26 protein-coding genes are annotated in these 24,591 nt (G+C 66.5%); 15 read left to right on the forward strand and 11 right to left on the reverse strand.

Annotated features, from left to right (window positions below; all coding sequences use genetic code 11):
- Window positions 1-84: 84 nt before the first annotated feature.
- The 5 genes from ACEVQ6_RS11700 to ACEVQ6_RS11720 all read left to right on the forward strand — a co-directional run bounded on the left by ACEVQ6_RS11700 (window position 85) and on the right by ACEVQ6_RS11720 (window position 4,477).
- Window positions 85-507, forward strand: coding sequence for an RrF2 family transcriptional regulator (locus ACEVQ6_RS11700; protein ID WP_374889148.1), 423 nt, complete (start codon window positions 85-87; stop codon window positions 505-507).
- A 127-nt stretch (window positions 508-634) separates the two neighbouring features.
- Window positions 635-1,660: a sulfate ABC transporter substrate-binding protein gene (locus tag ACEVQ6_RS11705; RefSeq protein WP_374889149.1), complete on the forward strand. Its 1,026-nt coding sequence runs from the start codon at window positions 635-637 to the stop codon at window positions 1,658-1,660.
- Window positions 1,661-1,666: 6 nt separating this feature from the next.
- A complete protein-coding gene (gene cysT / locus ACEVQ6_RS11710; protein WP_374889150.1) occupies window positions 1,667-2,524 on the forward strand; it encodes a sulfate ABC transporter permease subunit CysT in 858 nt (285 codons plus the stop codon).
- Entirely contained in the window at window positions 2,514-3,407 is an 894-nt protein-coding gene (gene cysW, locus ACEVQ6_RS11715; protein ID WP_374889151.1) for a sulfate ABC transporter permease subunit CysW, read from the forward strand. The genes cysT and cysW overlap by 11 nt, the downstream gene beginning before the upstream one ends.
- 11 nt (window positions 3,408-3,418) lie before the next feature.
- A complete protein-coding gene (locus ACEVQ6_RS11720; protein ID WP_374889152.1) occupies window positions 3,419-4,477 on the forward strand; it encodes a sulfate/molybdate ABC transporter ATP-binding protein in 1,059 nt (352 codons plus the stop codon).
- Between the two features lie 9 nt (window positions 4,478-4,486).
- Here the strand turns inward: ACEVQ6_RS11720 and ACEVQ6_RS11725 are convergent, their stop codons facing one another.
- Entirely contained in the window at window positions 4,487-4,933 is a 447-nt protein-coding gene (locus tag ACEVQ6_RS11725; RefSeq protein ID WP_374889153.1) for an MgtC/SapB family protein, read from the reverse strand.
- 167 nt (window positions 4,934-5,100) lie between these two features.
- Between ACEVQ6_RS11725 and ACEVQ6_RS11730 the strand changes: the two genes are divergently transcribed.
- Window positions 5,101-5,907, forward strand: a complete 807-nt coding sequence (locus ACEVQ6_RS11730; protein WP_374889154.1) for a potassium channel family protein — start codon at window positions 5,101-5,103, stop codon at window positions 5,905-5,907.
- Window positions 5,908-6,007: 100 nt separating this feature from the next.
- Window positions 6,008-6,715 (forward strand): histidine utilization repressor, encoded by a 708-nt coding sequence (hutC, locus tag ACEVQ6_RS11735; protein WP_374889155.1) that lies wholly within the window; start codon window positions 6,008-6,010, stop codon window positions 6,713-6,715.
- A 4-nt stretch (window positions 6,716-6,719) separates the two neighbouring features.
- Here the strand turns inward: hutC and ACEVQ6_RS11740 are convergent, their stop codons facing one another.
- From ACEVQ6_RS11740 to ACEVQ6_RS11780, 9 genes are read right to left on the reverse strand one after another with little or no spacing between them, the layout of a single operon-like run.
- The gene (locus ACEVQ6_RS11740) at window positions 6,720-7,613 is read right to left on the reverse strand and encodes a PfkB family carbohydrate kinase (protein ID WP_374889156.1); all 894 of its coding nucleotides are present in this window, start codon (window positions 7,611-7,613) and stop codon (window positions 6,720-6,722) included.
- A 9-nt stretch (window positions 7,614-7,622) separates the two neighbouring features.
- Window positions 7,623-8,270 (reverse strand): TenA family protein, encoded by a 648-nt coding sequence (locus tag ACEVQ6_RS11745; RefSeq protein ID WP_374889157.1) that lies wholly within the window; start codon window positions 8,268-8,270, stop codon window positions 7,623-7,625.
- A 2-nt stretch (window positions 8,271-8,272) separates the two neighbouring features.
- Window positions 8,273-9,115, reverse strand: a complete 843-nt coding sequence (locus ACEVQ6_RS11750) for a BtpA/SgcQ family protein (protein ID WP_374889158.1) — start codon at window positions 9,113-9,115, stop codon at window positions 8,273-8,275.
- A 52-nt stretch (window positions 9,116-9,167) separates the two neighbouring features.
- Window positions 9,168-9,932, reverse strand: coding sequence for a glutamine amidotransferase (locus ACEVQ6_RS11755; RefSeq protein WP_374889159.1), 765 nt, complete (start codon window positions 9,930-9,932; stop codon window positions 9,168-9,170).
- Between the two features lie 32 nt (window positions 9,933-9,964).
- Window positions 9,965-11,029 (reverse strand): phosphotriesterase family protein, encoded by a 1,065-nt coding sequence (locus tag ACEVQ6_RS11760; RefSeq protein WP_374889160.1) that lies wholly within the window; start codon window positions 11,027-11,029, stop codon window positions 9,965-9,967.
- A gap of 3 nt (window positions 11,030-11,032) precedes the next feature.
- A complete protein-coding gene (locus ACEVQ6_RS11765) occupies window positions 11,033-12,037 on the reverse strand; it encodes an ABC transporter permease (RefSeq protein ID WP_374889161.1) in 1,005 nt (334 codons plus the stop codon).
- Window positions 12,034-12,840 (reverse strand): ATP-binding cassette domain-containing protein, encoded by an 807-nt coding sequence (locus ACEVQ6_RS11770; RefSeq protein WP_374889162.1) that lies wholly within the window; start codon window positions 12,838-12,840, stop codon window positions 12,034-12,036. The genes ACEVQ6_RS11765 and ACEVQ6_RS11770 overlap by 4 nt, the downstream gene beginning before the upstream one ends.
- Complete coding sequence (locus tag ACEVQ6_RS11775; RefSeq protein ID WP_374889163.1) at window positions 12,837-13,784, reverse strand: ABC transporter substrate-binding protein; 948 nt, start codon at window positions 13,782-13,784, stop codon at window positions 12,837-12,839. The genes ACEVQ6_RS11770 and ACEVQ6_RS11775 overlap by 4 nt, the downstream gene beginning before the upstream one ends.
- A 4-nt stretch (window positions 13,785-13,788) precedes the next feature.
- Window positions 13,789-14,856 (reverse strand): LacI family DNA-binding transcriptional regulator, encoded by a 1,068-nt coding sequence (locus tag ACEVQ6_RS11780; protein ID WP_374889164.1) that lies wholly within the window; start codon window positions 14,854-14,856, stop codon window positions 13,789-13,791.
- 69 nt (window positions 14,857-14,925) lie between these two features.
- On the opposite strand from ACEVQ6_RS11780, the gene ACEVQ6_RS11785 reads away from it, so the two are divergent.
- The 8 genes from ACEVQ6_RS11785 to ACEVQ6_RS11820 all read left to right on the forward strand — a co-directional run bounded on the left by ACEVQ6_RS11785 (window position 14,926) and on the right by ACEVQ6_RS11820 (window position 23,079).
- Window positions 14,926-15,567, forward strand: a complete 642-nt coding sequence (locus ACEVQ6_RS11785) for a DUF3833 family protein (protein WP_374889165.1) — start codon at window positions 14,926-14,928, stop codon at window positions 15,565-15,567.
- A gap of 355 nt (window positions 15,568-15,922) precedes the next feature.
- The gene (locus ACEVQ6_RS11790) at window positions 15,923-17,104 is read left to right on the forward strand and encodes a carbohydrate kinase family protein (RefSeq protein ID WP_374889166.1); all 1,182 of its coding nucleotides are present in this window, start codon (window positions 15,923-15,925) and stop codon (window positions 17,102-17,104) included.
- 19 nt (window positions 17,105-17,123) lie between these two features.
- Window positions 17,124-17,900 carry a glutamine amidotransferase gene (locus ACEVQ6_RS11795; RefSeq protein ID WP_374889167.1) on the forward strand — a complete coding sequence of 259 codons (777 nt, stop codon included), beginning with the start codon at window positions 17,124-17,126 and terminating at the stop codon, window positions 17,898-17,900.
- Window positions 17,901-17,910: 10 nt separating this feature from the next.
- Window positions 17,911-18,678: an ATP-binding cassette domain-containing protein gene (locus ACEVQ6_RS11800; protein WP_374889168.1), complete on the forward strand. Its 768-nt coding sequence runs from the start codon at window positions 17,911-17,913 to the stop codon at window positions 18,676-18,678.
- 38 nt (window positions 18,679-18,716) lie between these two features.
- Window positions 18,717-19,703 carry an autoinducer 2 ABC transporter substrate-binding protein gene (locus tag ACEVQ6_RS11805; protein WP_374889169.1) on the forward strand — a complete coding sequence of 329 codons (987 nt, stop codon included), beginning with the start codon at window positions 18,717-18,719 and terminating at the stop codon, window positions 19,701-19,703.
- 128 nt (window positions 19,704-19,831) lie between these two features.
- Window positions 19,832-20,806 (forward strand): ABC transporter permease, encoded by a 975-nt coding sequence (locus ACEVQ6_RS11810; protein WP_374889170.1) that lies wholly within the window; start codon window positions 19,832-19,834, stop codon window positions 20,804-20,806.
- Window positions 20,803-21,759: an ABC transporter permease gene (locus tag ACEVQ6_RS11815; protein ID WP_374889171.1), complete on the forward strand. Its 957-nt coding sequence runs from the start codon at window positions 20,803-20,805 to the stop codon at window positions 21,757-21,759. Before ACEVQ6_RS11810 ends, ACEVQ6_RS11815 begins: the two co-directional genes overlap by 4 nt.
- Before the next feature lie 3 nt (window positions 21,760-21,762).
- Window positions 21,763-23,079 (forward strand): M20 family metallopeptidase, encoded by a 1,317-nt coding sequence (locus ACEVQ6_RS11820; protein ID WP_374889172.1) that lies wholly within the window; start codon window positions 21,763-21,765, stop codon window positions 23,077-23,079.
- Window position 23,080: 1 nt separating this feature from the next.
- Here ACEVQ6_RS11820 and pdxR read toward each other — a convergent pair whose 3' ends face one another.
- Window positions 23,081-24,502, reverse strand: a complete 1,422-nt coding sequence (pdxR, locus tag ACEVQ6_RS11825; RefSeq protein WP_374889173.1) for a MocR-like pyridoxine biosynthesis transcription factor PdxR — start codon at window positions 24,500-24,502, stop codon at window positions 23,081-23,083.
- Window positions 24,503-24,591 lie beyond the last annotated feature (89 nt).

Genomic DNA, 24,591 nt, shown 5'->3' on the forward strand with positions numbered 1-24,591 from the left:
GCGCACGAATGCCTATACGCTCGCACATGGACAGGATCGAAAGCGGCCGGACGGGGCGCGACCGGCCGCGCGTGGACGCTTGTGATGATTTCCCAGAAAGCCAAATATGCGATGCGGGCGCTGGTCATGCTGGCGCGGGCGAAACCTGGGGAAACGGTGAGTATTTCCGACATCGCCCGCCAGCAGGGCATTCCGAAGAAGTTCCTCGAACAGATCCTCCTCGACCTCAAGCACCACGGCATCGTCACCAGCCGGCGCGGCAAGGCGGGCGGCTACCTGCTGCTGAGGCCGGCCGACGCGGTCAGCTATGGCGAGGTGCTGCGGCTGATCGACGGACCAATCGCGCCCTTGCCCTGCCTCAGCAAGGTCGCCTACAGGCGCTGCGGCGACTGCCCGGAGGAAAGCGCCTGCGAGGTGCGCAGGGTCTTCGCCCGCGTCGCGGCTTCCAGCCGGGAGATCCTCGACACGACGACGCTGTCCATGAGCCTCACGGAATTGTCGGAGTAATTGATTTCCGCATTCCGGCGCTTGAAAGCATGGTTTTCCCCGCGTACCGATAGAAAACGAAACCCACTGCGTTCTGAAACACGACCCGACTGATAGAGTATCGTTACACAATCAACGGAGGTGGATGATGAAGGCCAGAACTTTCTCGAAATTCCTGACGGCGGCACTTCTCGCCAGCGCCATCCAGGTCGGCGGGCTCGGCTTCGCCTTCGCCGACCAGACGATCCTCAACGTGTCCTACGATCCGACACGCGAGCTCTACAAGGATTTCAACAACGCCTTCGCCGAAAAGTGGAAGGCGGACACGGGCGAGACCCTGACCATCCAGACATCCCATGGCGGCTCTGGCAAGCAGGCCCGCTCCGTCATCGACGGGCTTGACGCGGACGTCGTCACGCTGGCGCTCGAGGCCGACATCGACGCGATCGCCGAGCAGACCAAGAAGATCCCGGCGGACTGGAAGACACGCCTCGACAACAACAGCGCGCCCTATACCTCGACCATCGTCTTCCTCGTGCGCAAGGGCAACCCGAAGGGCATCAAGGACTGGGGCGACCTCGTCAAGGACGACATCCAGGTGATCACGCCGAACCCGAAGACATCGGGCGGCGCGCGCTGGAACTTCCTCGCCGCCTGGGCCTGGGCCCGCACGGCCAACAACGGCGACGACGCCAAGGCGCAGGAATATGTGACGGAGCTTTTCAAGCACGTCCCGGTCCTCGACACCGGCGCGCGCGGCTCGACGACGACCTTCGTCCAGCGCGGCCTCGGCGACGTGCTGCTCGCCTGGGAAAACGAGGCCTATCTCTCGCTCGACGAGCTTGGCCCCGACCAGTTCGAGATCGTCACCCCGTCGATCTCGATCAAGGCGGAACCGCCGGTCGCCCTCGTCGACGGCAATGTCGACACCAAGGGAACGCGCAAGGTCGCGGAAGCCTATCTCGACTACCTCTATTCGGATGTAGGACAGAAGATCGCCGCCAAGCATTACTACCGCCCCTTCAAGCCCGAACTCGCAGACCCCGCCGACACCGCCCGTTTCGGCGACCTGAAGCTCGCGACTATTGACGATTTCGGCGGATGGAAAGAAGCTCAGCCGAAATTCTTCGGGGACGGCGGCGTCTTCGACCAGATCTACAAGCCGGGGCAATAACAACTTATGACCGCAGTCACCGCGAAACGGTGGAGCTTTCGTCAGCCGAGCGTCATTCCGGGATTCGGATTGGCGCTCGGCGTCACATTGACGTGGCTCGTCCTCATCGTCCTCATTCCGTTGTCGGGACTTGCGATTCGTTCGAGTTCGCTCGGCTGGAGCACGTTCTTCGCTCTCGCCACCGACCAGAGAACGCTGAATGCGCTGCGCATCAGCTTCGGCACCGCCTTTGCCGCGGCGATCATCAACGTGATCTTCGGCGTCATCCTGGCCTGGGTGCTCGTGCGCTACCGCTTTCCAGGCAAGCGCGTGATCGACGCCATGGTCGACCTGCCTTTCGCGCTGCCGACGGCGGTGGCCGGCATCGCGCTTGCCTCGCTCTATGCCCCGAACGGATGGATCGGCAGCCTGCTGGCGCCGCTCGGCATAAAGGTCGCCTTCACGCCCCTCGGCATCGTCATCGCGCTGGTCTTCGTCGGCCTGCCCTTCGTCGTGCGCACCGTGCAGCCGATCATGGAGGAGATCGACAGGGAGGTCGAGGAAGCGGCAGCGACGCTCGGCGCCAACCGTTTCCAGACGATCAGCCGCGTGCTCCTGCCGGGCCTGACGCCGGCGGTGCTCACCGGCTTCGCGCTCGCCTTCGCCCGCGGCGTCGGCGAATACGGATCGGTGATCTTCATCGCCGGCAACCTGCCCTATGTCTCCGAGATCGCGCCGCTTCTGATCGTCATCAGGCTGGAGGAGTTCAACTATCCGGCAGCCACCGCCATCGCGATGATCATGCTGATCATCTCCTTCACCATGCTGCTGATCATCAACATGATCCAATCCTGGAGCCGTGGACGCTATGGTTATGGCGCTTGATACTGGCGTGACGACGGGCACGGCACGGCGCACCACCGAAACGGTGCGCGCCGCGACCTCGGAAAGCCGCCTGGCGCGGCGCATCCTGATCGCGCTCGCGCTCGGCTTCGTCGCGCTCTTCCTGCTTCTGCCGCTGACCGCCGTCTTCGTCGAAGCCTTCCGCAACGGTCCGGAAGCCTTCCTCGACGCGCTGGTCGACCCCGAAACCTTTTCCGCGATCCGGCTGACGCTGATCGTCGCCGGCATCGCCGTGCCGCTCAATCTCGTCTTCGGCGTCGCCGCCGCCTGGGCGATCGCCAAGTTCGAGTTCAAGGGCAAGGCCTTCCTGACCACCCTGATCGACCTGCCCTTCTCCGTCTCCCCGGTGATTTCCGGCCTCGTCTTCGTGCTGCTGTTCAGCAGCCACAGCCTGCTCGGACCCTGGCTGCAGAGCCACGGCATCCAGATCCTCTTCGCCGTGCCGGGGCTCGTGCTCGCGACCGTCTTCGTCACGTTCCCCTTCGTCGCCCGCGAGCTGATCCCGCTGATGCAGGAACAGGGCACGGCCGACGAGGAGGCGGCCCTGTCGCTCGGCGCCTCCGGTTGGCAGACCTTCTGGTACGTGACCCTGCCCAACATCAAGTGGGGCCTGCTCTATGGCGTGCTGCTCTGCAACGCCCGTGCCATGGGCGAGTTCGGCGCCGTCTCGGTCGTTTCCGGCCATATCCGCGGCATGACCAACACCATGCCGCTTCAGGTCGAGATCCTCTACAACGAATACAGCTTCGTCGGCGCCTTCGCCGTCGCCGCCCTCCTCGCCCTGCTCGCGCTCGTCACGCTCGTGCTAAAGACGGTGCTGGAAATGCGCTACAGCGCCGAGATCGCCGCCAGCCGCCGGCATTGAAAGGTTCGACCATGGAAGTCCGCGTACAGAATATCCGCAAGGAATTCAGCCAGTTCCCGGCGCTCGACGATGTGTCGCTCGACATCCGCTCGGGCGAACTGATCGCGCTGCTCGGCCCTTCCGGCTCGGGCAAGACGACGCTGCTGCGGCTCGTCGCGGGGCTGGAAACGCCCTCGGACGGCATCATCTATTTCGGCAACGAGGACGCCTCGAAAAAGACGGTGCAGGAGCGCAACATCGGCTTCGTCTTCCAGAGCTATGCGCTGTTCCGCCACATGACCGTGCTCGACAACGTGTCCTTCGGCCTGAAAATCCGCCCCTCGGGCCGCCGGCCGTCCGCGCAGGCGATCCGGGCCCGGGCGCTCGAACTGCTCGATCTCGTGCAGTTGACGGGGCTTGAAAAGCGCTACCCCGCCCAGCTTTCCGGCGGCCAGCGCCAGCGCGTCGCGCTTGCCCGCGCCATGGCGGTGGAACCCAACGTCCTGCTCCTCGACGAGCCCTTCGGCGCGCTCGACGCGCAGGTGCGCAAGGAGCTCAGGCGCTGGCTGCGCGAGATCCACGACCGCACCGGCCACACGACGATCTTCGTCACCCACGATCAGGAGGAGGCACTGGAACTCGCCGACCGGGTCGTGGTGATGAGCAAGGGCCGGATCGAGCAGACCGGCACGCCGGACGAGATCTACGACCGCCCGAACTCTCCCTTCGTTTTCTCCTTCATCGGCCAGTCGAACGCGTTGCCGGTGCGGGTCGAAGGGGAAAAAGTCTGGCTCGACGATCGCCTGATCGGGCTTGAGGCCCGCGGCGAGCCGGATGGGCCGGCGGATCTTTATTTCCGCCCGCATGACATCGAGATCCTCGACGGCTGCGGCGGCTGCATTGCCGGCGTCGTCGCCGGCAGCCGGCGCGTAGCGGGCACGCGTCACGTGGAGGTCAATATCGGCGCCCGCCAGCCGCAGATCGAGGTCGAACTGCCGCCGGAAACGCCGGCGCCGGAAGGCGCCCGGCTTGCATTCCGTCCGAAGCGCTACAGGCTCTTCGCCCGTCGCGAGGCGGCGGTGGCCGCCTGAACGGACGGCCTATTCGAGCGGCGCCGATTCCGGCGGTCCTCGCCGCAGGACGAGCTGCATGCGGTGGATGGCGACGAAGATCGCAAGCGCCATCACGCTTGCCGTGACCGCGATCTGCCAAAGGCCGAGGCCGGCGGCAAGCCCCACGGCACCGGCGAGCCACATGCCGGCTCCTGTCGTGATGCCCTGGACCTCGCCGCGCGACAGCACGATGAATCCCGCAGCCAGGAAGGCAACCCCGCCTGTGATCGCCTCGACGAGACGGGAGGGATCCATCTGCACGTTCTCCCCGGCAAAAGGCGGGGCGTTGACCAGCTCGATCGCGACGATGGTGAAGACGGCGGAGGCGAGACAGACCATCATGTGCGTCTTCAGGCCGGCCGGACGGTCACGCCATTCGCGCTCGATGCCGATCAGGGCTCCGAGGATGGCGGCGAGCAGAAGGCGCGCAACCATCACCGGGAATCCGAGATGCGTTCCGTGGCCGATCGTCCCGATAAGTTCTGACATGTCGCGCAAACGCGCGAGCGGGCTTCCGGTTCCACGCCGGCGACCGGATCGAGATCGCGGCGGCGCGATCCCCGCCTTGACCCGGCGGCGCTTCGCCGCCATGGTCTGCCGCCATGACCCATGCCGAGATCGACGACGACGCGCTGACCACCCATCCAATCACGCGTCTTCGCCGGCTCTTCCGCGCGCTCTACCACGGCAACAGCCCTGTCGCCTTCGGCTTCCAGATCAGCCTCGCGGTCATCGACCTCCTGATCATCGCCTTTTTCGTCTTCGGCCCCTATCTTCGAACCGGCCCCTCCTACCTGATCATCGACTATGTCGCGGCCGTCTGGATCTTCCTCGAACTCGCCGCGCGGGCGCTGATCGCGCGGGGACCGCGCGAATTCCTCGCCCGGCCAACCACTTGGGTGGATGCGGTGGTTCTCGCCACGCTGCTCTTCCCCGCGCTCCTCTTGAATTTCGCCTTCCTGCGGGCGCTGCGGATCTGGACGCTCGCCAACAGCCGCATGATGCGCAGCCTGCTCAAACGTTGCCGGCTGAAGGCCCATGAGGACGTTATCCGTGCCTCGATCAACCTCGTCGTCTTCCTCTTCCTCGTCACCGGCTTCGTCTATACCTTCTTCTTCTACCATCTCGACGGCATCAGCGGCTTCGTCGACGCGCTCTATTTCACGGTGGCGACCGTGACCACCACCGGCTTCGGCGACATCACATTGCCGGGAACGGCGGGAAAGCTCACCTCGATCATCGCGATGATCATCGGCATCTCGCTCTTCGTCCGCCTCGCCCAGGCGGTGGTACGCCCCTTGAAGGTCACCTTCCCCTGCCCACGCTGCGGGCTGCAGCGCCACGATACCGACGCCGTGCATTGCAAGGCCTGTGGCGAGATCCTCAACATCCCCGACGAAGGCCATTGAAGCCCGCGCAAGACGGTTTCCCCGGATCATATTTGACTATACAAATCAACCTGTCCCGCATCGCCGAAGCATGATGCGGGCGCCGGAGATGGACAGCGGGATGACGACGATCCACCAGCGCATCTTCGCCGACATCGAGGCGAAGATCATGAGCGGCGAATGGCAGCCGGGCCATCGCATCCCCTTCGAGCACGAGCTGGAGGCGGAGTACCGCTGCTCGCGCATGACGGTCAGCAAGGCGCTGTCGGCGCTCGCCGATCGCGGCATGATCGTCCGGCGGCGCCGGGTCGGCTCCTTCGTCACGGCGCCGCAGATCGACCGGACGGTGCTCGACATCCAGGACATCGCAACCGCGGCGAGCGCGGCCGGCCATGCCTACGAATTCCGCATTTTCGGGCGGGAGGAAGGAGTGCTGACGTCCGGCGAGGCAGCACGGCTCGGCGAGACGGCCGGCGCGCCCGTGCTCCGGGTGCAGTGCCTGCATGTCGTCGACGGCAGGCCCCATGCGCTCGAGCGGCGCCTCATCCTGCTTCACACCGTGCCGCAGGCGCGGGATGAGGCGTTCCTACAGATGCCGCCCGGAACCTGGCTGCTCGAGCAGGTCGCCTGGACCGAGGCACGCCATGTCATCCGTGCCGTCGCCGCCGATGCCGCGACCGCGCAGCGCCTCGAACTGGCGCGGGGCGACCCCTGCCTGCTGCTCACCCGGCAGACCTGGCAGAACGGCAGGACGGTGACGGCGGTCGAGATCACCCATCCGGGCGACCGCTATCAGTTCACCGGCGTCTTCCACCCCTCGTCCAGATAGGGCGTCAGGCAAGAATGCCGGCCAGCTCGCTCACGCTCGGGAATGCGGAATGGGTGCCGGGCCGCGCCACCGTGATCGCGGAAGCGCGCGCGGCGTCCTCGATCGCGCGGCGGTCGAGACGGCCCGAGCGCAAGGCCGCCGAGGCCAGCGCAACCGAAAGGAACGTGTCGCCGGCGCCGGTGGTGTCGACGACATCCACCGCAACGGCGGGAACGCGGCAGACGCCGTCCCGATCGGCCAGAAGCGCGCCCTCGCCGCCCGCCGTGAGCACGACCTGCCCGACGCCGCGCGCGAGGAGATGCGCGGCGGCCTCCGGCCCTGTCGCTCCGGTCAGAGACAGCGCCTCGCCGCGGTTGAGGCAGACGATATCGACAAACGGCCAGAGCGACGGGAAATAATCCCGCACGGGCGAGGGATTGACGGCCGTCACCATGCCGCGCCGTCTCGCAGCAGCGAGGACGGCAGCGGTCGTCTCCCGCGACAGGTTGCCCTGGACCACGAGGCGATCGCCGGAAGACGCATGAACGAGCCTTTTCTCCACCTCATGTGGGGCCAAACCTTCCGCCGCCGCCGCCGTCGAGAGAATGGCGTTTTCGCCGTCAGGCAGCCGGAAGATCAGGGAGTGATCGGTGGAGACCCCTTCGATCTCGACGAGATCTGCGATCACCGGCTCGGGCAGGATCGCCTGTCGGATCGCCGCCGCGCGCGCATCGTCGCCGATTGGCGCGACCAGGGTCGTGCGGAGCCGCGCTCGCGCGAGCACGATCGCCTGGTTGGCGCCCTTGCCGCCGAGGTCGCGCGGACCGGTACGGCCGAGCACGGTGGCGCCGGGCGCCGGAAGCGCGTCGACGAACATCGTCTCGTCGATGGTGACGTTGCCGACGACGAAGGCCTGCATCGTCCCGCCTCAGAGGTAGGGCGCGTGGTGGAAGTCGATCTCAAGCTGCATCGCCCGGCCGAAGATGCCGCTGAGCCGCCCCTGTTCCGCGTCGCCGAGCGTTTCGCCGGCGGCATCCAGCTCTGCCTTCAGCCAGTTCGCCTGGTCGGCGAAACCGGGATCGACATGCAGATCGACCCATTCCTTCAGCAGCGGATCGCTGATCGCACAGGCCGCCGCCTGCTTCGACCAGGTCCAGTACATCCATTCGGCGGCGAACATGGCCGCGACCGTATCGAGGAAGCCACCGTCGCGGGCGATACCCAGCATGCCGGCGCGAAAAGCCACGACCTCCGGGATATCGACATCATAGGTCGAGGGGTCGATCGCGCGCGTGGCAAAGACCTTCTCGAAATAGGCGATCTGGTGATTGGCGAGCGCATCAAGCACGGCGATCAGCCAGCGCTTCTGCGCGATCGTCCCGGCCTTCGCCGTCGCATAGGCGAAGATGGACATAGCGGTGTCGACGAAGGCGCCCTCGAAGACGAGGTAACGCTCGAACTGTTCCTTCGTCAGCCGGTCGGCCTTGACGTCCTCGACGAAGCGATGCGCCAGCATCGCCTGGAAGACGGCATCGTTTTCGCGGAGAATCCGCTCGGACAGGGTTTCCCTTGCCATGGTCAGCCTCCCAGTCCTTCTGCCGCCACCGCGCGGAACTCCCGCACCCGCGCCGGATCGACCGGGTTCCACCAGACGCCGTCGACCTTCAGCGAGGAGGCGACGATGACACCGTTGGTGCGGCCGAGGATCGCGACGATGTTGTCCTTCGTGACGCCGGAACCGACGAGCAGCGGCAGATGGGTGGCGGCCGCGATCTCGTCGATCTCCTCGAGCGTGGCGGCATTGCCGGTGCGCTGGCCGGTGGCGATGATGCCGTCGGCGTCGAAGAAGGCGAGGTCGCGCGTCAGTTCCCCGATGGAGCGGTCGGCGACGATCGCGTGGCTGCCATGCTTCACATGGCTGTCGGCAAAGACCTTGACGTGCTCGGCGCGCAGAAGCGCGCGGTAGCGCAGCGCCTCGCCGGCCCGACCCTCCATGAAGCCTTCGTTCGCCACATAGGCATTGGCCCACTGGTTGACGCGGATGAATTTCGCGCCGCCCGCCATCGCCACGGCAAAGGCCGGGATCGGCGCGTTGGCGAGCACGTTGATGCCGAGCGGCACGCCGATCGCGCGCGCGATCCGGTCGGTGACGACGGAGAGGAAGCCGGTCGTCTCCGGCCCCATGTCCTCCGGCTTCGAGAACGGGATGTCGCCGTGGTTCTCGATGATCAGCCCGTGCAGGCCGCCTTCGATCAGCGCCTCAGCGTCGCGCATGCAGAGATCGTAGAGGCTGTTCATGTCGGCGCCGCGATAGCGGGGCGCGCCGGGAAAGGCCGGGCAATGGATCATGCCGATCAGCGCCTTGTCGACGCCGAAGATGTCGCGAACGGCATGGGCCTCGCGATCCGAAATCAGTTGCATGGGCGTGTCCTCAAGGGGTCGCGGGCGGGATCGGGATCCCGCCCTTCGGGGCTCAGAGCTTGGTCATCCAGCCGAGGATGTTCTTCCAGAGGATGCCGTAGCCCTCCCAGGCACAGAAGGCGGGGGACAGCCAGTGCGGCCCGATGTCGGAGGTCCACACCGCGGTACGGCCCTCGCCGTAGCCGCCGAGGACCAGCAGCGGATGGCCGCCTTCGCTTTCCGGCAGGCGGGCGACGACGTCGGCACCCTCGCGCAGCTCCACCTCGTTGACGCCGAGGAGCAGCGGCCAGTCGCCGGCCGGAATGCCGGCAAGGATCGGATGCTGCGGCTTGACGATCTCGGCGACGAGGCCTTCGGGGATCTCCACCCGGTCGTCATAGGGCAGGCAGGTGACCGGCAGCACGTCTTCGACCGGCGTGCGGCGCCAGCGTGCCTTGCCGTCGATGCCCTGGAAGGAGAAATAGCCGCCGCACATCAGAAGGCCGCCGCCCTTCTCGACCCAGGCCTTGATCAGCTTCAGCCGGTTCGGCACGGTGCGCGAATGCAGCCAGACCTCCGGCGGCAGCAGCAGCGAATTGGCGCCGATGTCGGAGAGGATGATGCCGTCATAGGCGTCGAGGCCGGCCATGTCGAAGGGGAATTTCTCCACCGCTTCGTGGGCGGGCATGTAGGTCAGTTCGAAGTCGCTGCCCTTCAACGCCGCGACGAGCGGCTCGGCGCCGAGATGGAAGGTGACGCTGCCGAACTGGTCGAAACCCTTGTAGTGGGTGGCGGAACTCACCCAGCTTTCGCCGACGAGGAGGATTTTCTTGGTCATGGTCGTGGTCCTTGCAAAAAGGGAGCGCGGGATCAGGCGGCCTCGAACACCGAGCGCGGATTGGCCGTCATCAGCCGCACGAGGCTTTCGTCGTCGAGGCCGTGCCGTTTCAGGCGCGGCAGGAAATGTTTGAGGATATAGGCGTAGCCGTTGCCGCCATACCGGGTCAGCATCATCTTCAGGAAGACGTCGTGCGACAGAAGGATGCGGCCGAGATGGCCCATTTCCACCAGCCTGACGATGGCGCGGGCGCATTCCTCGTCGCTCGGGCACTGCACCTGCTGGTCGGCATAGAAGAAATCCATGCCGATCATGTCGTATTCGAGGAAGGCGCCGCGCTCCGCCAGTTCGCTCTGGTAGGCAAGGTCGCCATGCGACGGGTTCATGTGGCAGAGCACGGTGTGGCGGAGATCCCCGCCCTCCTCCGCGACGATGTCGAGCACCCGGTGGCCGAAGCGGAACCAGCCGGGCAGGTGCACCATCAGCGGCAGGCCGGTGCGCACCTGCGCCTGCGCCGCGCCGCGCAGAGATTTCTCCTCGTCCGCCGTGAAATCGGAGGAGACGCCGATCTCGCCGATCAGCCCCGGCCGGACGCCCGTTGAGCCGACGCCGTCGAGCGCCTCGGAGACGATGTCGTCCGCGATGTCCTTGACGCTCATCGCCGAAAGTTCCGGCGGATGGGACGAGCCGAGATAGTAGCCGGCGCCCATGACGATGTTGAGCCCGGAGGCCTCGGAGATCCGCTTCAGCGCGGCCGGTTCACGGCCGATGCTCTTGCAGGTCGGCTCGACGACGGTGCGGCCGCCCTGTTCGGCAAAGGCCTTCAGTTCCTCGATCGCCAGCGGCTCGTCGTCCAGTGTGATGTTGTGCTTGTTGACGAAGGGATCCTGATGCAGCTCGCCGAGGATCTCGATGCAGACGAAACTGGTCGCCAGATACTGCCGCTCCGGCGTCTTCGGCGCGTGCCACCAGCAGGAGCAGTCGTTGAGGATGTGCTCGTGCATCAGCGTGACGCCGAGGCTCGCGACGTCGACGGCGCCGGTGACCGTCACAACCTTGCCCGAGCGGACGTGACCTTCGGAAAGTTCATCGACCATGAGTCATCTCCTCTTCGCCGCGCCGAAGCGGAAATTGGTGGTGAAGATCCGCGTGTTCAGCCAGATGGCGACGAGGATGATGGCGCCGGTGACGATCTGGGTGAAGAAGGGCGAGATGTGCATGAGGATCAGGCCGTTGCCGATGACGGCGATGGTCATCGTGCCGAGCACGGTGCCGAGCATCGTTCCGCGCCCGCCCATCAGCGACGTGCCGCCGAGCACGACGGCGGCGATTACCTGAAGCTCGAAGCCGACCGCCGCATTGGACGAGCCCGAACCGAGCCGCGCGGCGATCAAAAGGCCCGCCACGGCGCAGGCGATGCCGGCGACCATGTAGACCGAGGTGATCACCCATTTCGCCGGCATGCCGACGCGGCGCGCGGCTTCCATGTTCGAGCCGACGGCGATCACCTGCCGGCCGTATTTCGTCGCGGCCAGCACGACATAGCCGACAACGGTGACGACGACGGCGATGAGCGCCGGGATCGGCACGCCGGCGATCACGCCGCGCCCGAGTTCGAAGAAGCCCGGCGCGTCCTTGATCGGGATCGAATACCCTTGTGTCAGATAGAGCGCGAAGCCGCGCAGGATCGACAGGCCCGCCAGCGTGACGATGAAGGCGGGAATGCCCTGATAGGCGACGAACCAGCCCTGCGCCAGGCCGGTCACCGCGCCGAAGGCGATCATGGCGACGACGACGGAGGGCCAAGGATAGCCCATCGCCATGATGATCGCGGCGAGCGCATTGATCAGCGCCACCTGCGAGCCGACCGAAAGATCGATGCCGCCGGTGATGATGACGAAGGTCATGGCGATGGCGACGATCAGGATGGGAGCCGCCTGCCTGACCACGTTGAGGATGTTGCCGAGCGTCAGGAAGTTGTCGCTGCCGAGGGTGAAGAGCACCATGCAGAGCAGGAAGAAGATGGCGATCGAGAGCACCTGCGCGTGCTCGGCGACGAAATCGGCGAGCGGCGAGCCCTGGGCCCGTTCGGTATAGGCGGTCAATGGCGTGCTCCTTCGCCGACGATCAGCTTGACGAGGTCTTCAAGGCTGGTGTTGCCGATCTGCCGTTCGGCGACCTTGGTGCCTTCGTACATGACGGCGATGCGGTCGCAGACGCGGAAGAGATCCTGCAGCCGGTGGGTGATGAGGATGACGGAAACGCCTTGCGCCTTGACGCGGTTGATGAGCGCCAGCACCGCCTCGACCTCGGCCACGGCGAGCGCCGATGTCGGCTCGTCCATGATCAGCACCTTCGGCTTGAACGAGGCCGCGCGTGCGATGGCGATCGCCTGCCGCTGGCCGCCGGAAAGCTTTTCCACCTTCGCCGTGAGTTTGGGGATGCGGATTTCGAGCGCATCGAGCATCTTGCGCGCTTCCGCCAGCATGGTCGCCTTGTCGAGGAAGGGTCCCTTCGTCAATTCGCGGCCGAGGAAGAGATTGCCGACGACGTCGATATGGTCGCAGAGGCTCAAATCCTGGAACACCATCTCGATGTTGCGCGCCCGCGCATCGGCCGGGCCGGTGAAGCGAACCTCCTCGCCTTCCAGCGTGATCGTGCCGCCATCGGGGATATAGGTGCCGGAGATCACCTTGGTCAGCGTCGACTTGCCCGCGGCATTGTCGCCGACGAGGCCGAGGCATTCGCCCGGAAAGATGTCGAGGTCGACGCCGCGCAGCGCCTGGTGCGATCCAAAGGTCTTGCGGATGCCCTTGAGCGCGATGCGCGCGGGGCGGTTCGGCCGAACGCCGGAGGGGACTTCCCCTCCGGCACCGGCGGCAAAGGGCTGCCGGTCGTCAGCGATCATTTGAACACGGCCCGGTAGGGTTCGACATTCTCCTTCGTGACGATGGTGATCGGCACCGAGACGACCTTGTCGACCGTGCCGCCGGAGGAGAGCTTGATCAGCGCGTCGACCGCGGCCGCGCCCATCAGCGACGGATCCTGCTGCACGACGGCGGCGACATAGCCCTTGTCGATGCCGGCAATGACATCCGCCGTCAGGTCCCAGCCGAACACCTTGATCGTGTCCTGCTTTCCCTGGCTCTCAACCGCGGCGACCGCGCCGACCAGCGCCGGCTCGCCGGTGGCGTAGATGGCGGTCAGGTCCGGATTGGCGGTGATCAGATTCTCGGCGGCGGCGAGCGCGTTGTCCTGGATGTTCTGGCCGTCGACGACGCCGGCGACCGTGATGCCGTCATTGCCGGCGATCGCCTCCTCAAAACCCTTCTGGCGGACGTTCTGGATGTAGGAATTCAGCGCGCCGACGATGCCGATCTTCGCCTTGCCGTCCGCATTCGCCTTGACGTAGTCGACGAAGTATTTGCCGATGTCGGCGCCGGCCTTGGCATTGTCGACGCCGATCTGCGCCTTCTGCGGGCCTTCCGGCAGGATGGCGTCGATGGCGACGACCGGGATGCCGGCGTCGGCCGCCTGGGTCACCGCCGGCATGATGCCGTTGACGTCGATGGCGACGACGGCCATGCCCGCCACCTTCTCCTGGATATAGGTCTCGATGGCGCTGTTCTGGGCGGTCGCCTCGTTGTTGGCGTTGAAGATCACCAGCTTGACGCCGGCATCGGCCGCAGCCTTCTCCGCGCCGCGGTTCATGTCGTTGAAGAACAGCGCCTGCTGGTTGATCTGCACCAGCGCGAAGGTCTTGTCCTCGGCGGAGACCGTCGTGGCAAAGGCGGTGAGCGCAGTGAAGCCGGCGGCGGCGATCAGGGTTCTGCGTGTCAGTCCGAAGGTCATGTTCTCATCCTCTTTTGGTTTTGGCTTTATGGTTCTGGCCGGTGCCTGATTGTTGCCTCGCCGGCGGCGCAACCGAGTTCCGCACGACGATTTCGACGGGAAGGAGTTCCTCGAACGCCGAAGCGCCCTCCTTCCGATGGGTGTCCAGCAGCAGTTCCAGCGAGCGGCGGCCGATCGCGCGCACCGGCTGGTGGATCGCCGTCAGCGGCGGCGAGAAGAGATGCAGCGGCCCGACATCGTCGAAGCCGACCACCGAGACGTCGCCGGGAACGGAAACGCCCGCATCGCGGAACACCTCGATCAGGCCGATGGCGATCTCGTCCGACGAGGCGAAGATCGCCGTCGCGCCGCTGCGTTCGTCGATGAAGCGCTTCGCCGCCTCCCGGCCATAGGCGATCGTATACTCGCCGCTGTAGCGATCGACGCGCGCCGCCTCGCCATGCGCTTCATGAAGCGCGCGCGAGAGGCCGGCATGGCGGCGCAGCGCGCTGATCATCCGCGTGTCGCCGCCGATGAAGATGACATGGGCGTGGCCGTGCTCCGCCAGATGCAGGCCGGCGAGGTAGCCGCCCTGGTCGTTGTCGCAGAAGAGTTTCGGCGCATCCGCGCCGGGCACGTCCTCGTCGACAACCACGACCCGGCCAGAACGGTTGATCAGGGCGGCGAGCGCGCCGTCGTCGGCATGGTTGGTGACGAAGATCAGCCCGTCGACATGGTTGCGGTCGATCAGTTGCAGATATTCGATCTCGCGGCCCGGCCGGTTCAGCGTCGCATGCAGCGAAACGGCGAGCCGCTTCTCGTCCGCCATCTCCTCGACCGCGGCCACGAGGGTGGCGAAGAAGGGATTGGCGATGTCCGGCACCACGAGCCCGACCGTGTCGCTGCGCCCCATGCTGAGGCGGCGCGCATGCGGATTGGGCCGGTAGTTCAGTGCGGCAATCGCGTCCTCGATGCGCTTCTTCGTCTCGAAGGGCAGGTCGAGCGAGCCGTTGACGAGCCGCGACACCGTCGTCACCGACACGCCGGCGGCAGCCGCAACATCCTTCAAACTGGGTGTCATACCCTTGGCCACGGCCGATCCCCTCGCGCCCTCCGCCTTTTGTAAAGCGGTTTAGTAAAGCGCTTTACAAGAAAAGAATGATTGCCGGATTTTGTCAACCGCGACGCCGTAAAAAACCGTCAAGGACCGTCGTGCCCGTATCCGCCGGTAAAAACCGATCCGGAACCGCGGCCGTCTCGTAGACTGCATGGGAAGACAGGACCGGGAGATCCCTTGATGATACGCGCTTTTGCCATATCCGCCTTCGCAGCACTCGGGCTTCTGTCAGCGGCATCCGCGACACAGGCCACCGATTTCACGCTCGAAGGCTATTTTTCCGGAAAGACAACGGCACGCGGCAGTTTCAGTGCCATCAATGGCGTCAAACGCGGCTTCGACGTCGATCTCTTCGGGCGCTGGAACGGAACGCGGCTGCTCTTGCGCGAGGATTTCCGCTACGACGACGGCGTGCGCGACCGCAAGACCTGGACCTTCATCAAGACCGGCCCCGGGCGGTATACCGGCACGCGCGAAGATGTGATCGGCGAGACGGTGGTGCGCATCGAGGGCAAGGTCGCGCGCTTCACCTATCTCGTCCTGCTCGATCCGGCCGACCCCTCAAGCAAGGTCCGCTTTTTTGATACGATGCGGCTCAATCCGGACGGGACCGTGGAAAACAAGGCCCTCGTGACCAAGTATGGCTTCCCGGTCGCCCTTACCCGCGTCGACTTCCGGCGGGAGTGACCGAGGGCATCGTCGGTTTGCGCCTCGGTCACGCCGTTCGCACCCTTGAAGGCGGACTAGCACGACGCGAGGTGCCACTATTGCTTTGCCATCTTCACGACCGGCAATGCGACCGCCCGTGGAGCCAAAGCCGTGCCGACAACGTCAAGCGCGCGACCACACAGACGGCGGGCGCAGTGGCGCCTGCTAGAAAATTGAAATAACTTCAAAAAACTACTGATTTTGATAAAAAATTCCCGTCAATAGTTCTAAAAATTCTATTCTTAAGTGGATTAGAGTAAATAATAGAATATTTTTCCATTGAACGTGCAAAAATCCATTGCTAGCGTTGAAGCGCTTCAACTGGATCCATGCTGTGCAGAGAAAGCGTCCCACCATCGCCGATGTCGCCGAGGCCGCCGGTGTCTCGATCGGCACCGTGTCCAACTACATCAACGGCACAGCGACCGTGCGGGACACGACGCGCGAGCGCATCGAGAGGGCGATCTCCAGCCTGATGTACCGCCCGAGCGCGTTTGCCCGCTCGCTCTCCGGCCAGGCGCCGAAGAGGCCGGCCAATGCGGAGAACGTCCCGCGCCTGCTCGTCGCCGGCCGCGTCAGCGTCGATTTTCTCTGCCGCGTCAACGTGCTGCCGCATCGCGACGACCGCATCACCGCCCGCCATATCGAAAAGGCGCTCGGCGGTCCCGGCGCCAATCTCGCGGTGGCAGCCGCCGGCGTCGGCGCACCGTTGTCGCTGAACGTCGAGCTTGCCACCGCCGTCGGCGAGGATGCCGAAAGCGACTGGGCGCTCGGCGCGCTGTCGAAGCTCGGCGTCCACACGCTGCCCGTCCGCCGCACGCCGAACAACCGGCTGTCGCAAGCGATCGTCCTCATCGAGCTCAACGGCAGCCGCACCATCATCAGCGAGCCGTTCGAGCTCGAGGACGTCGACCTGACGGCCCATCTCGACATCACGCCGCAGGAACGGCCCGCCTGCCTGCATATCGAGGGCTTTCACTACGAGAGCATGCTGGGGGCGATCGACCGTTTTCACGAGGCCGGGTGGAAGGTGAGCCTGCATTCCGCCGGCCTGCCCGCCTCGGTGCGCAAGCCCGACATTTTCCTCGACATGGTGAAGCGCATCGACCTCACCTTCATCAACGACGTGGCGATCCGCGAGATCTTCGATTTCCGCACGCCGCTGTCCACCATGATCGACCAGGTGCGCGACAGGCTGTCGAAGGTCAGGGGCCGCGGCGATGTCGTCGTCACGCTGGGCGAGTTCGGCGCAGTGGTCTTCCCGAGATCGGGCGGCCCGCAGATCGAGGTGCCGGCGCTGCCGGTGAACCGCCTCGACGCCACCGGCGCCGGCGACAGTTTCGCCGGCATCTTCCTCTGCTTCTGGCTGCACGGCGCCTCGCTGGAGGAAGCCGCGCGCTGCGCCGCGATCGGCGGCAGCCTGACGACGACGGTCGAGGGCGCCCAGGGGCATATCGCCCGCTACGACGAACTGAAGGCGTCCCTGCCCGCCGGCAGGGCGCTTGCCCATTCCTGAGAGACGTGGAGACGAGACGATGACGAAAACCAAGGTCCTGCTGGTCGGCGAAAGCTGGATGAGTTCCGCCACGCACTACAAGGGGTTCGACCAGTTCGGCAGCGTCACCTTCCATCTCGGCGCCGAGCCGCTGGTCGCGGCGCTGAAGGACAGCCCCTTCGAACTGACCTACCTGCCGGCCCACGAGGCCGTCGACAGGCTGCCGTTCACGCTGGAGGGGCTGTCGGAGTTTAAGGCGATCATCCTTTCCGACATCGGCGCCAATTCCCTGCTTCTGCATCCCGACGTCTGGCTGCACGGCAGGCCGGTGCCGAACCGGCTGAAGCTCCTCCGCGACTGGACGAAGGCCGGCGGCGGGCTGATCATGATGGGCGGCTACTTATCCTTCCAGGGCATCGACGGCAAGGCGCGCTGGCGCGGCACGGCGGTCGAGGACGCCCTGCCCGTCACCTGCCTGCCCTATGACGACCGGCTGGAAATCCCGGAAGGGTTTCGCGCCGAGATCACCGGGCCGGAGGACCATCCGGTCTTCGCCGGCATCGACGGCGAATGGCCGCTGCTGCTCGGCGCCAACGAGGTCATCGTCCGCGACCGCGCCGATGTCGAGGTGCTTGCCCGGCTGCCGGCGAAGGAAGGCGGACACCCGCTGCTGGTCACCGGCCGCTATGGTCAGGGCCGCACCGCCGTCTGGACCTCCGACATCGGCCCGCACTGGCTGCCGACGCCCTTCGTCGAATGGCCGGGCTATGCCCGTCTGTGGAAAAACCTGCTCGGCTGGGCCACCAGCACGCTTTGAGGAAACGCCGATGTCCGCTCCCTTCCTTGTCGCCAAAGGCATCGCCAAACGGTTCGGCGCGTTGACCGCGCTTTCGGGCGTCGACCTCGACATCCGCTCCGGCGAGGTTCTGGCGCTGCTCGGCGACAACGGGGCCGGCAAGTCGACCTTCATCAAAATCCTCGCCGGCGCCCATCCTCAAACGGAGGGCGAGCTGAAGATCGAGGGCCGCCCGGTCGCCTTCTCCTCGCCGAAGGACGCCGCCGCCGCCGGCATCGCCACGATCTTCCAGGAACTGGCGCTTTCGGAAAACCTGTCGATCGCCGAAAACGTCTTCCTCGGCCGGGAACTGAAGCGTTCCGTGCTCGGCGTGCCTTTCCTGAAACGGAAGGAGATGCGCGATCGCGTCGATGCCCTGCTGACCGAACTCGACGCGCATATTTCCGATCCAGAAGCGCCGGTCGGAAGCCTCTCGGGCGGCCAGCGCCAGGCAGTGGCGATCTGCCGGGCGCTGAACCTCAATGCAAGGCTCGTCATCATGGACGAGCCGACGGCGGCGCTGGCTGTTGCCGAGACCCGCAAAGTGCTGTCGCTGACACGCAGGCTTGCGGCGCGCGGCTGCGCCGTCGTGCTGATCAGCCACAACATCGCCGATGTCTTCGAGGTCGCCGACCGCATGGTCGTCTTCCGCCGCGGCCGCAAGGTCGCCGAGCGGGTGAAGAGCGCGACGAACCCGGAGGAGATCGTTTCCCTGATAACCGGCGCCCATCCCGACGTGCGGGCGCTGGAAAAAACATAAGTGAAGCACGTCCCGTTTCCAGAGAGGTCCCAACCGCCATGCTCACCCAGATGAAGAAAGCGCTCGCCGCATCCGCCTTCACCCTAGCACTTGCCGCATCCGCCTTTGCGCAGGAGAAGCCGAAGGTCGCCTTCGTGCCGCAGCTGATCGGCATTCCCTATTTCAACGCCATGGAGGCCGGCGGCAAGAAGGCCGGCGAAGATCTCGGCGTCGAGTTCATCTATACCGGCCCCGTCGACACGAACCCGGTCGACCAGCTGCAGATCGTGCAGAACCTGATCGACCAGGGCGTCGGCGCCGTCTCCGTCAGCGTCCTCGACGCCTCTGCCATCGCCCCGGTCGTGGAAGCCGCCAAGGCCAAGGGCGTCAAGCTCTTCACCTCCGACAGCGACGCGCCCGACAGCGGCCGCGCGGTCTACGTCGCCCAGGCGACGGACGAGGGCCTCGGCTTCGCCATCGTCGACGAGATGGTCAAGCGGGTCGGCGAGGATGCCAAGATCGGCATCGTCTCCGGCGAGGCGACCGCCTCGAACCTCAATGCCTGGATCGGCTTCATGCAGAAGCGCGTCGCGGAAAAATATCCGAAGGTGACGCTCCTGGAGCCGCAATTCGCCGGCGGTACCGCCCAGCGCGCCGCGCAGATCTCGACCGATCTGATCGCCGCCAACCCGGACCTCAAGGGCATCATCGCCGTCGCCTCGACCACCTGCCCCGGCGTCGCCCAGGCGATCGAGACCGCCGGCAAGATCGGCAGCGTCGTCGGCGCCGGCTATTGCAGCCCGAACACGGCCCGCTCCTACCTGAAAAGCGGCGCCTTCGGCTTCACCGTGCTCTGGGATCCGGCGCAGCTCGGCTACCTGACCGTCTGGGCCGGCAAGCAGCTGATCGACGGCAAGGCGTTCGAGGCCTCGAACACGATCAAGGGCTTCGCCTCGCCCGCGACCTATGACGCGACCACCGGCATCCTTCTGCTCGGCCCCCCGGCGATCTTCACGGCCGAGAATGTCGACCAGTTCGACTTCTGAGCCGAACCATCGCGGCCCATCTCCTCCCGCCTGCGGCGGGGGGAGAAAGCGGGGCGAGGCATCCTCCTCTCCCGCCATCGCTACCGATCCATGACACCGCCGCGCCGCCTGACGCAGGAAAGACCGCCATGCCAGGATTGAAACCGGGATTTTCGCTGAACGGACGGGAGTGGTCGCTGCTCGCCGCCTGTCTCGTCGCGATCCTCGTCTTCGCGCTCGCCGCGCCCGCCTTCGCCACCGGCGGCAATGCCGCGACGATCCTGCGCAACAGCGTCGAACTGCTGCTGATCGGCCTCGGCATGACACTGCTGCTTGCCATGGGCGGCATCGACGTCTCCGTCGGCATCGTCATGGGGCTCGCCGCGATCGGCGTCGGCCGGGCGCTCGGCGCCGGCGTCCCGCCGCTTATCACCGCCCTCATCGGCCCGCTGGTCGGCGCCGGCCTCGGCATCGTCACCGCCGCGGTCGTCGTCCTTGGCCGGGTACCGGCGATCGTCGGCACGCTCGGCCTGCTCGGCGTCTACCGCACCGCGATCTTCGTCCTCCTCGGCGGTCAGTGGCTCTCAGGCCTGCCGACGGATCTCACGGGCCTGATGGCGGCGACGATTCTCGGCGTCCCCTTCTCCGCGATCCTGATCGCGCTCGCCTATCTCGCCGTCTTCGTCGCGCTGCGCCGCACGCCCTTCGGCCCGCATCTGCTTGCGATCGGCAATTCGGAGGAGAAGGCGCGGCTTTCCGGCATCGCGGTGACGAAAATCCGCTTTGCCACCTTCATCGTCTCCGGCACGCTCGCAGGCCTCGCCGCCACCTTCTACGTCGCCACCTACCGCAATGTCGAAATGACCATCGGCAGCACGCTCGCGCTCGACGCCATCGCCGCCGTCGTGCTCGGCGGCACCAGCATCCTCGGCGGGCGCTGCAGCCTGATCGGCACCGTGCTCGGCGTGCTGCTGCTGCGCATCCTGCAGAACGGCCTGCTGCTCGTCGGCGTGCCCTCGCTCTGGCAGCAGGTGGTGACCGGCGCGCTTCTGATCGGCGTGCTTTCGATCGAGGTGCTGCGCGGCCGCCTGGTCCTCCCGGTCCTCAAGGGAGCCCGCGCATGATCCGCATGAGACGCCTTCAGGGCCCGGCCCTGATCCTGACGCTGCTTTCCGGCCTCTGGGTGATCGTCATCCTCGGCCTTCTCGTGCTGAAGCCTTCGGCGTTCAGCGCCTCGACGATGACGGCGGTGCTGCAATTCTCCACCATCCTCGCCCTCGTCTCGCTCGGCCAGGCGCTGGTGATCCTCGCCGGCGGCGCCGGCATCGACCTCTCCGTCGGCGGCATCGTCTCGCTCTCGGCGGTCGCCTCGCTGCTGATGGCGAAGGCCGGCCTGCCGCCGCTCCTCGTCCCCGTCGCCTGCCTTGCCGCCGGGGCCGGGCTCGGCGCCTTCAACGGCCTGCTGGTGACGCGGCTTGCCATCCTGCCGCTGATCGCAACGCTCGGCACGCTGTTCGTCTATTCAGGACTGGCGCTGGCCTTAACCGGCGGCGCGGCGCAGAGCGGCGTGCCGGCCTGGCTGCTCGTCTGGGGTCGCGGCATCGTCGCCGGTGTGCCCCTGCCCTTCCTCACCTTCGTCCTTCCCGCCTTCGTCATCGCGGCCGTCCTCCTCTCGGCGACCGCCTGGGGCCGCTGGGTCTACGCCATGGGCTTCAACGAGCGCTCCGCCCGCCTCGTCGGCATCCCGGTCGATCGCGCCCGGCTGATGCTCTACACGCTGAGCGGCCTGCTCGGCGGCATGGCCGGGCTGATCTCGCTCGCCTGGCTCGGCAGCGGCCGGCCGAACATCGGGCAGAATCTGGAGCTCGAATCGCTGACGGCGGCCATGCTCGGCGGCATCGCCATCACCGGCGGCCGCGGCGGTATCGGCGGGGTGCTCGCCGCCGTCGTCCTGCTCGTCACGCTGAAGACGGGCCTGCTGCAACTCAACGTCAACACCGTCTGGCAGGTGGGCATCGTCGGCGCCCTTCTTGTCGCCGTCCTCATCGCCGACCGCCTTTCGCAGAACCGGAGATAAGCCATGCCGTCCATCGAGGATACCATTGCCGAACGCGTCGAAGCCTCGGCCGAGCGCATCGTCGCCACCTTGAGCGACCTCGTCGCCTTCCCCTCGATCGTCAAATCGAACCCGAAGGAAGCCGGCCCCGGCGAGCGCGACTGCCAGCTCTATTTACAGAAGCGGCTGGAGGCGCTCGGCTTTTCCACCGATCTCTGGGACCCCAACGGGCCGGCTCTCTATGAAAAATACAAAGGTCGGCCGGGCGCCAACAAGGGCCGCACCTTCGAGGGCCGGCCGAATCTCGGCGGCACGCTGAAAGGGACCGGCGGCGGCCGCTCGATCATGCTGACCGGCCATATCGACGTCGTCCCCCCCGGCGCGCCGGAACACTGGGCGACCGATCCCTTCGTCCCCGTGCTGAAGCACGGTTTCCTGCACGGTCGCGGCACCGTCGACATGAAGGGCGGCGTCGCCTGCATGCTGATGGCGGTGGAGATCCTCAAGGAACTCGATATCCCGCTTGCCGGCGACATCGTCTTCACCACCGTCGTCGACGAGGAGATCGGCGGCATGGGCTCGCTCGCCATGGTCGACCGCGGCTTCACCGCCGATGCCGGCATCATGACCGAGCCGACCGCCAACAGGATCGCGCCGCTCTGCCACGGCATCCTCTGGGGGAAGATCATCATCGACGGCATCGGCGGCCATGCGGAACTGACGCCGAACGCCTGGTATTCGAGCGGGCCGGTCGACGCGGTGCAGCTCTGCCGGCAGATGCTCGACGGCATCGACATCCTCAACCGCCGCTGGATGTTCGATCCAAAAAAGAACCATCCGCTGATGGACCTGCCGAACCAGATCATCGTCACCCAGATGAAGGCCGGAGAGCACCCCTCCTCAATGGCCGGCAAGGCGGAGATCATCATCGACGTGCAGTACCTGCCGAGCGAGAAGGACGAATTCGGCCTCGGCGGCCACGTCAAGCGCGAGGTCGAGGCGCATGTGCTGAACATCTGCCAGGCGGACCCCTACCTGCGGCAGCACCCCGCCCGGGTCGAGTGGATCCTTGATGCCGACTGCGCCGAAATCCCGGCCGACAGCCCCTTCATCGGCGTCTTCCAGCAGGCGGTCGCGCGCGCGAACCTGTCTCCCGCCCTCTCCGGTTTCGGCGCCCACAGCGACATCGGCCTGCCGAGCGGCCTCGGCCAGACGCCGACGGTCAATTTCGGCCCCGGCGACCCGGCGCAGGCGCACCAGCCGAACGAACGCGTCTCCGTGCGCGACCTCGTCGACTGCACCAAGGCGATCGCCCTCGCCGTGGAGCAGTGGTGCAGATAGGTCAGCCGACCCGCATCAGGACATGCGCGATGCCGGCGACGGCGCCATCGGCGTCATCCACGCCCATCCGTGCGATGCCGAGGACGAGCCCGGGCCGCGCGGGTCCGAGATGGAAGGCCGACATCGGCAGGATGCCGTAGCCGCGCCGCGCCAGCCTCTGCGCGGCGGCCGCGTCGTCGGTGGCGCGGTCGCGGAACCAGGCGGCAAGCTGCAGCCCGCCCGAGCCCGGCGGGACCTCGAGAACCGCATCGCAATGGCGAATGAGCGCGGCAACCGTCGCCGCCATGCGGGCCTCGTAGATCTGCTTCATCCGCCGCAGATGCGCGCGCAGCCGCCCCTCGCGGATGAAGTCGGCGAGGGCTGCCTGGATATGGACGGGCACCGCAAGCCCCTGGCGCTCGATGGCGGCGGCGGCCTCCTCGGCCAGCATGCGCGGAACGATGGCATAGGCGACGCGCAGGCCGGGAGCGAGCACCTTGGCGAAGGTGCCGAGATAGGCGACGCAGTCCGCCCGGTCGATCCCCTGCAGCGCCGCGATCGGTCGCGACCCGTACTGGAATTCGCTGTCGTAATCGTCCTCGAGGATGAGGGCGCGGTGGCGCCGCGCCACCTCCAGCAGCGCCAGCCGCCGCGAGAGCGACAACGTGACGCCCGTCGGATACTGGTGCGAGGGCGTGACGTAGATCAGCCGCGGCGGCGCTTCGCCAAGACCCGGATCGATCCCCGACCGATCGCAGGCGATGCCGACGAGCCGCGCTCCAGCGGCGGCGAGCAGCGCCCGGGCAGCGGGATAGCCGGGCTCCTCGATCCAGGCGACCGGAGGCCCGGCCCCGTCACGCAGCACCATCAGCCTGGCAAGCAGGTCGATCGCCGCGCGCGTCGTCGGCAGGATCAGCACCTGCTCGGGCCGCGCCACCACGCCGCGCGTGGCCGAGACATGCTCCAGGACGGCCTCGCGCAGCGCGGGCAGGCCGGACGGCGCATCATAGCCCAGGGCGGAGCCGTCGAGGCGGCGCGCGCGGGCAGCGAGGCAGCGCGCCCATGCGGCACGGGGAAAATCGGCGAGATCCGGAATGCCGGGGCGGAAAAGACCCGCCACCGACGGCAGGGCGTCGGGCATCCGCGGCGAAGCGACCTCGGCACGCCGGCCCCGAAGCGGCGATGGCGCCAGCACCGCGACCTGCGTCCCTGAGCCGGCCCGCGCGATCAGATAGCCTTCCGCCTTCAGCCGCTCGAAGGCGTCGACCACCGTCGAGCGGGCGACGCCGAGCGCTGCGGCCAACAGCCGGCTGGACGGCAGCCTCGTGCCCGCAGGCAGGTCACCGGCCAGGATGCGCGCGCGAAAAGCGCTGTCGATCTGGCCAGGGAGATCGCCGCCGGCGCGGTCGAGGATGAGCCAGGCGGGGGCATCGAAGCTGCGCAAACCGGTCTGCCCAAAATAACGGAACTGGAGTTTTACTTCATTCCACTCTTCAGCGAGAAGTCAACCTCCGGACGCTGGCGGCCCGCCGG

The sequence above is a fragment of the Ensifer soli genome (assembly GCF_041928815.1).
Lineage (GTDB): Bacteria > Pseudomonadota > Alphaproteobacteria > Rhizobiales > Rhizobiaceae > JBHFEI01.

What these genes read in the sequence shown, in the direction of transcription:
- cysW (WP_374889151.1), top strand. Translation starts at nt 2,514, where the DNA reads ATGGCGCTTGATACTGGCGTGACGACGGGCACGGCACGGCGCACCACC.
- ACEVQ6_RS11720 (WP_374889152.1), top strand. Translation starts at nt 3,419, where the DNA reads ATGGAAGTCCGCGTACAGAATATCCGCAAGGAATTCAGCCAGTTCCCG.
- ACEVQ6_RS11750 (WP_374889158.1), bottom strand. Translation starts at nt 9,115, where the DNA reads ATGCAACTGATTTCGGATCGCGAGGCCCATGCCGTTCGCGACATCTTC.
- cysT (WP_374889150.1), top strand. Translation starts at nt 1,667, where the DNA reads ATGACCGCAGTCACCGCGAAACGGTGGAGCTTTCGTCAGCCGAGCGTC.
- ACEVQ6_RS11745 (WP_374889157.1), bottom strand. Translation starts at nt 8,270, where the DNA reads ATGGCAAGGGAAACCCTGTCCGAGCGGATTCTCCGCGAAAACGATGCC.
- ACEVQ6_RS11760 (WP_374889160.1), bottom strand. Translation starts at nt 11,029, where the DNA reads ATGGTCGATGAACTTTCCGAAGGTCACGTCCGCTCGGGCAAGGTTGTG.
- ACEVQ6_RS11805 (WP_374889169.1), top strand. Translation starts at nt 18,717, where the DNA reads ATGCTCACCCAGATGAAGAAAGCGCTCGCCGCATCCGCCTTCACCCTA.
- ACEVQ6_RS11770 (WP_374889162.1), bottom strand. Translation starts at nt 12,840, where the DNA reads ATGATCGCTGACGACCGGCAGCCCTTTGCCGCCGGTGCCGGAGGGGAA.
- ACEVQ6_RS11740 (WP_374889156.1), bottom strand. Translation starts at nt 7,613, where the DNA reads ATGCAGGCCTTCGTCGTCGGCAACGTCACCATCGACGAGACGATGTTC.
- hutC (WP_374889155.1), top strand. Translation starts at nt 6,008, where the DNA reads ATGACGACGATCCACCAGCGCATCTTCGCCGACATCGAGGCGAAGATC.
- ACEVQ6_RS11815 (WP_374889171.1), top strand. Translation starts at nt 20,803, where the DNA reads ATGATCCGCATGAGACGCCTTCAGGGCCCGGCCCTGATCCTGACGCTG.
- ACEVQ6_RS11700 (WP_374889148.1), top strand. Translation starts at nt 85, where the DNA reads ATGATTTCCCAGAAAGCCAAATATGCGATGCGGGCGCTGGTCATGCTG.
- ACEVQ6_RS11775 (WP_374889163.1), bottom strand. Translation starts at nt 13,784, where the DNA reads ATGACCTTCGGACTGACACGCAGAACCCTGATCGCCGCCGCCGGCTTC.
- ACEVQ6_RS11820 (WP_374889172.1), top strand. Translation starts at nt 21,763, where the DNA reads ATGCCGTCCATCGAGGATACCATTGCCGAACGCGTCGAAGCCTCGGCC.
- ACEVQ6_RS11705 (WP_374889149.1), top strand. Translation starts at nt 635, where the DNA reads ATGAAGGCCAGAACTTTCTCGAAATTCCTGACGGCGGCACTTCTCGCC.
- ACEVQ6_RS11810 (WP_374889170.1), top strand. Translation starts at nt 19,832, where the DNA reads ATGCCAGGATTGAAACCGGGATTTTCGCTGAACGGACGGGAGTGGTCG.
- ACEVQ6_RS11730 (WP_374889154.1), top strand. Translation starts at nt 5,101, where the DNA reads ATGACCCATGCCGAGATCGACGACGACGCGCTGACCACCCATCCAATC.
- ACEVQ6_RS11800 (WP_374889168.1), top strand. Translation starts at nt 17,911, where the DNA reads ATGTCCGCTCCCTTCCTTGTCGCCAAAGGCATCGCCAAACGGTTCGGC.
- ACEVQ6_RS11725 (WP_374889153.1), bottom strand. Translation starts at nt 4,933, where the DNA reads ATGGTTGCGCGCCTTCTGCTCGCCGCCATCCTCGGAGCCCTGATCGGC.
- ACEVQ6_RS11795 (WP_374889167.1), top strand. Translation starts at nt 17,124, where the DNA reads ATGACGAAAACCAAGGTCCTGCTGGTCGGCGAAAGCTGGATGAGTTCC.
- ACEVQ6_RS11755 (WP_374889159.1), bottom strand. Translation starts at nt 9,932, where the DNA reads ATGACCAAGAAAATCCTCCTCGTCGGCGAAAGCTGGGTGAGTTCCGCC.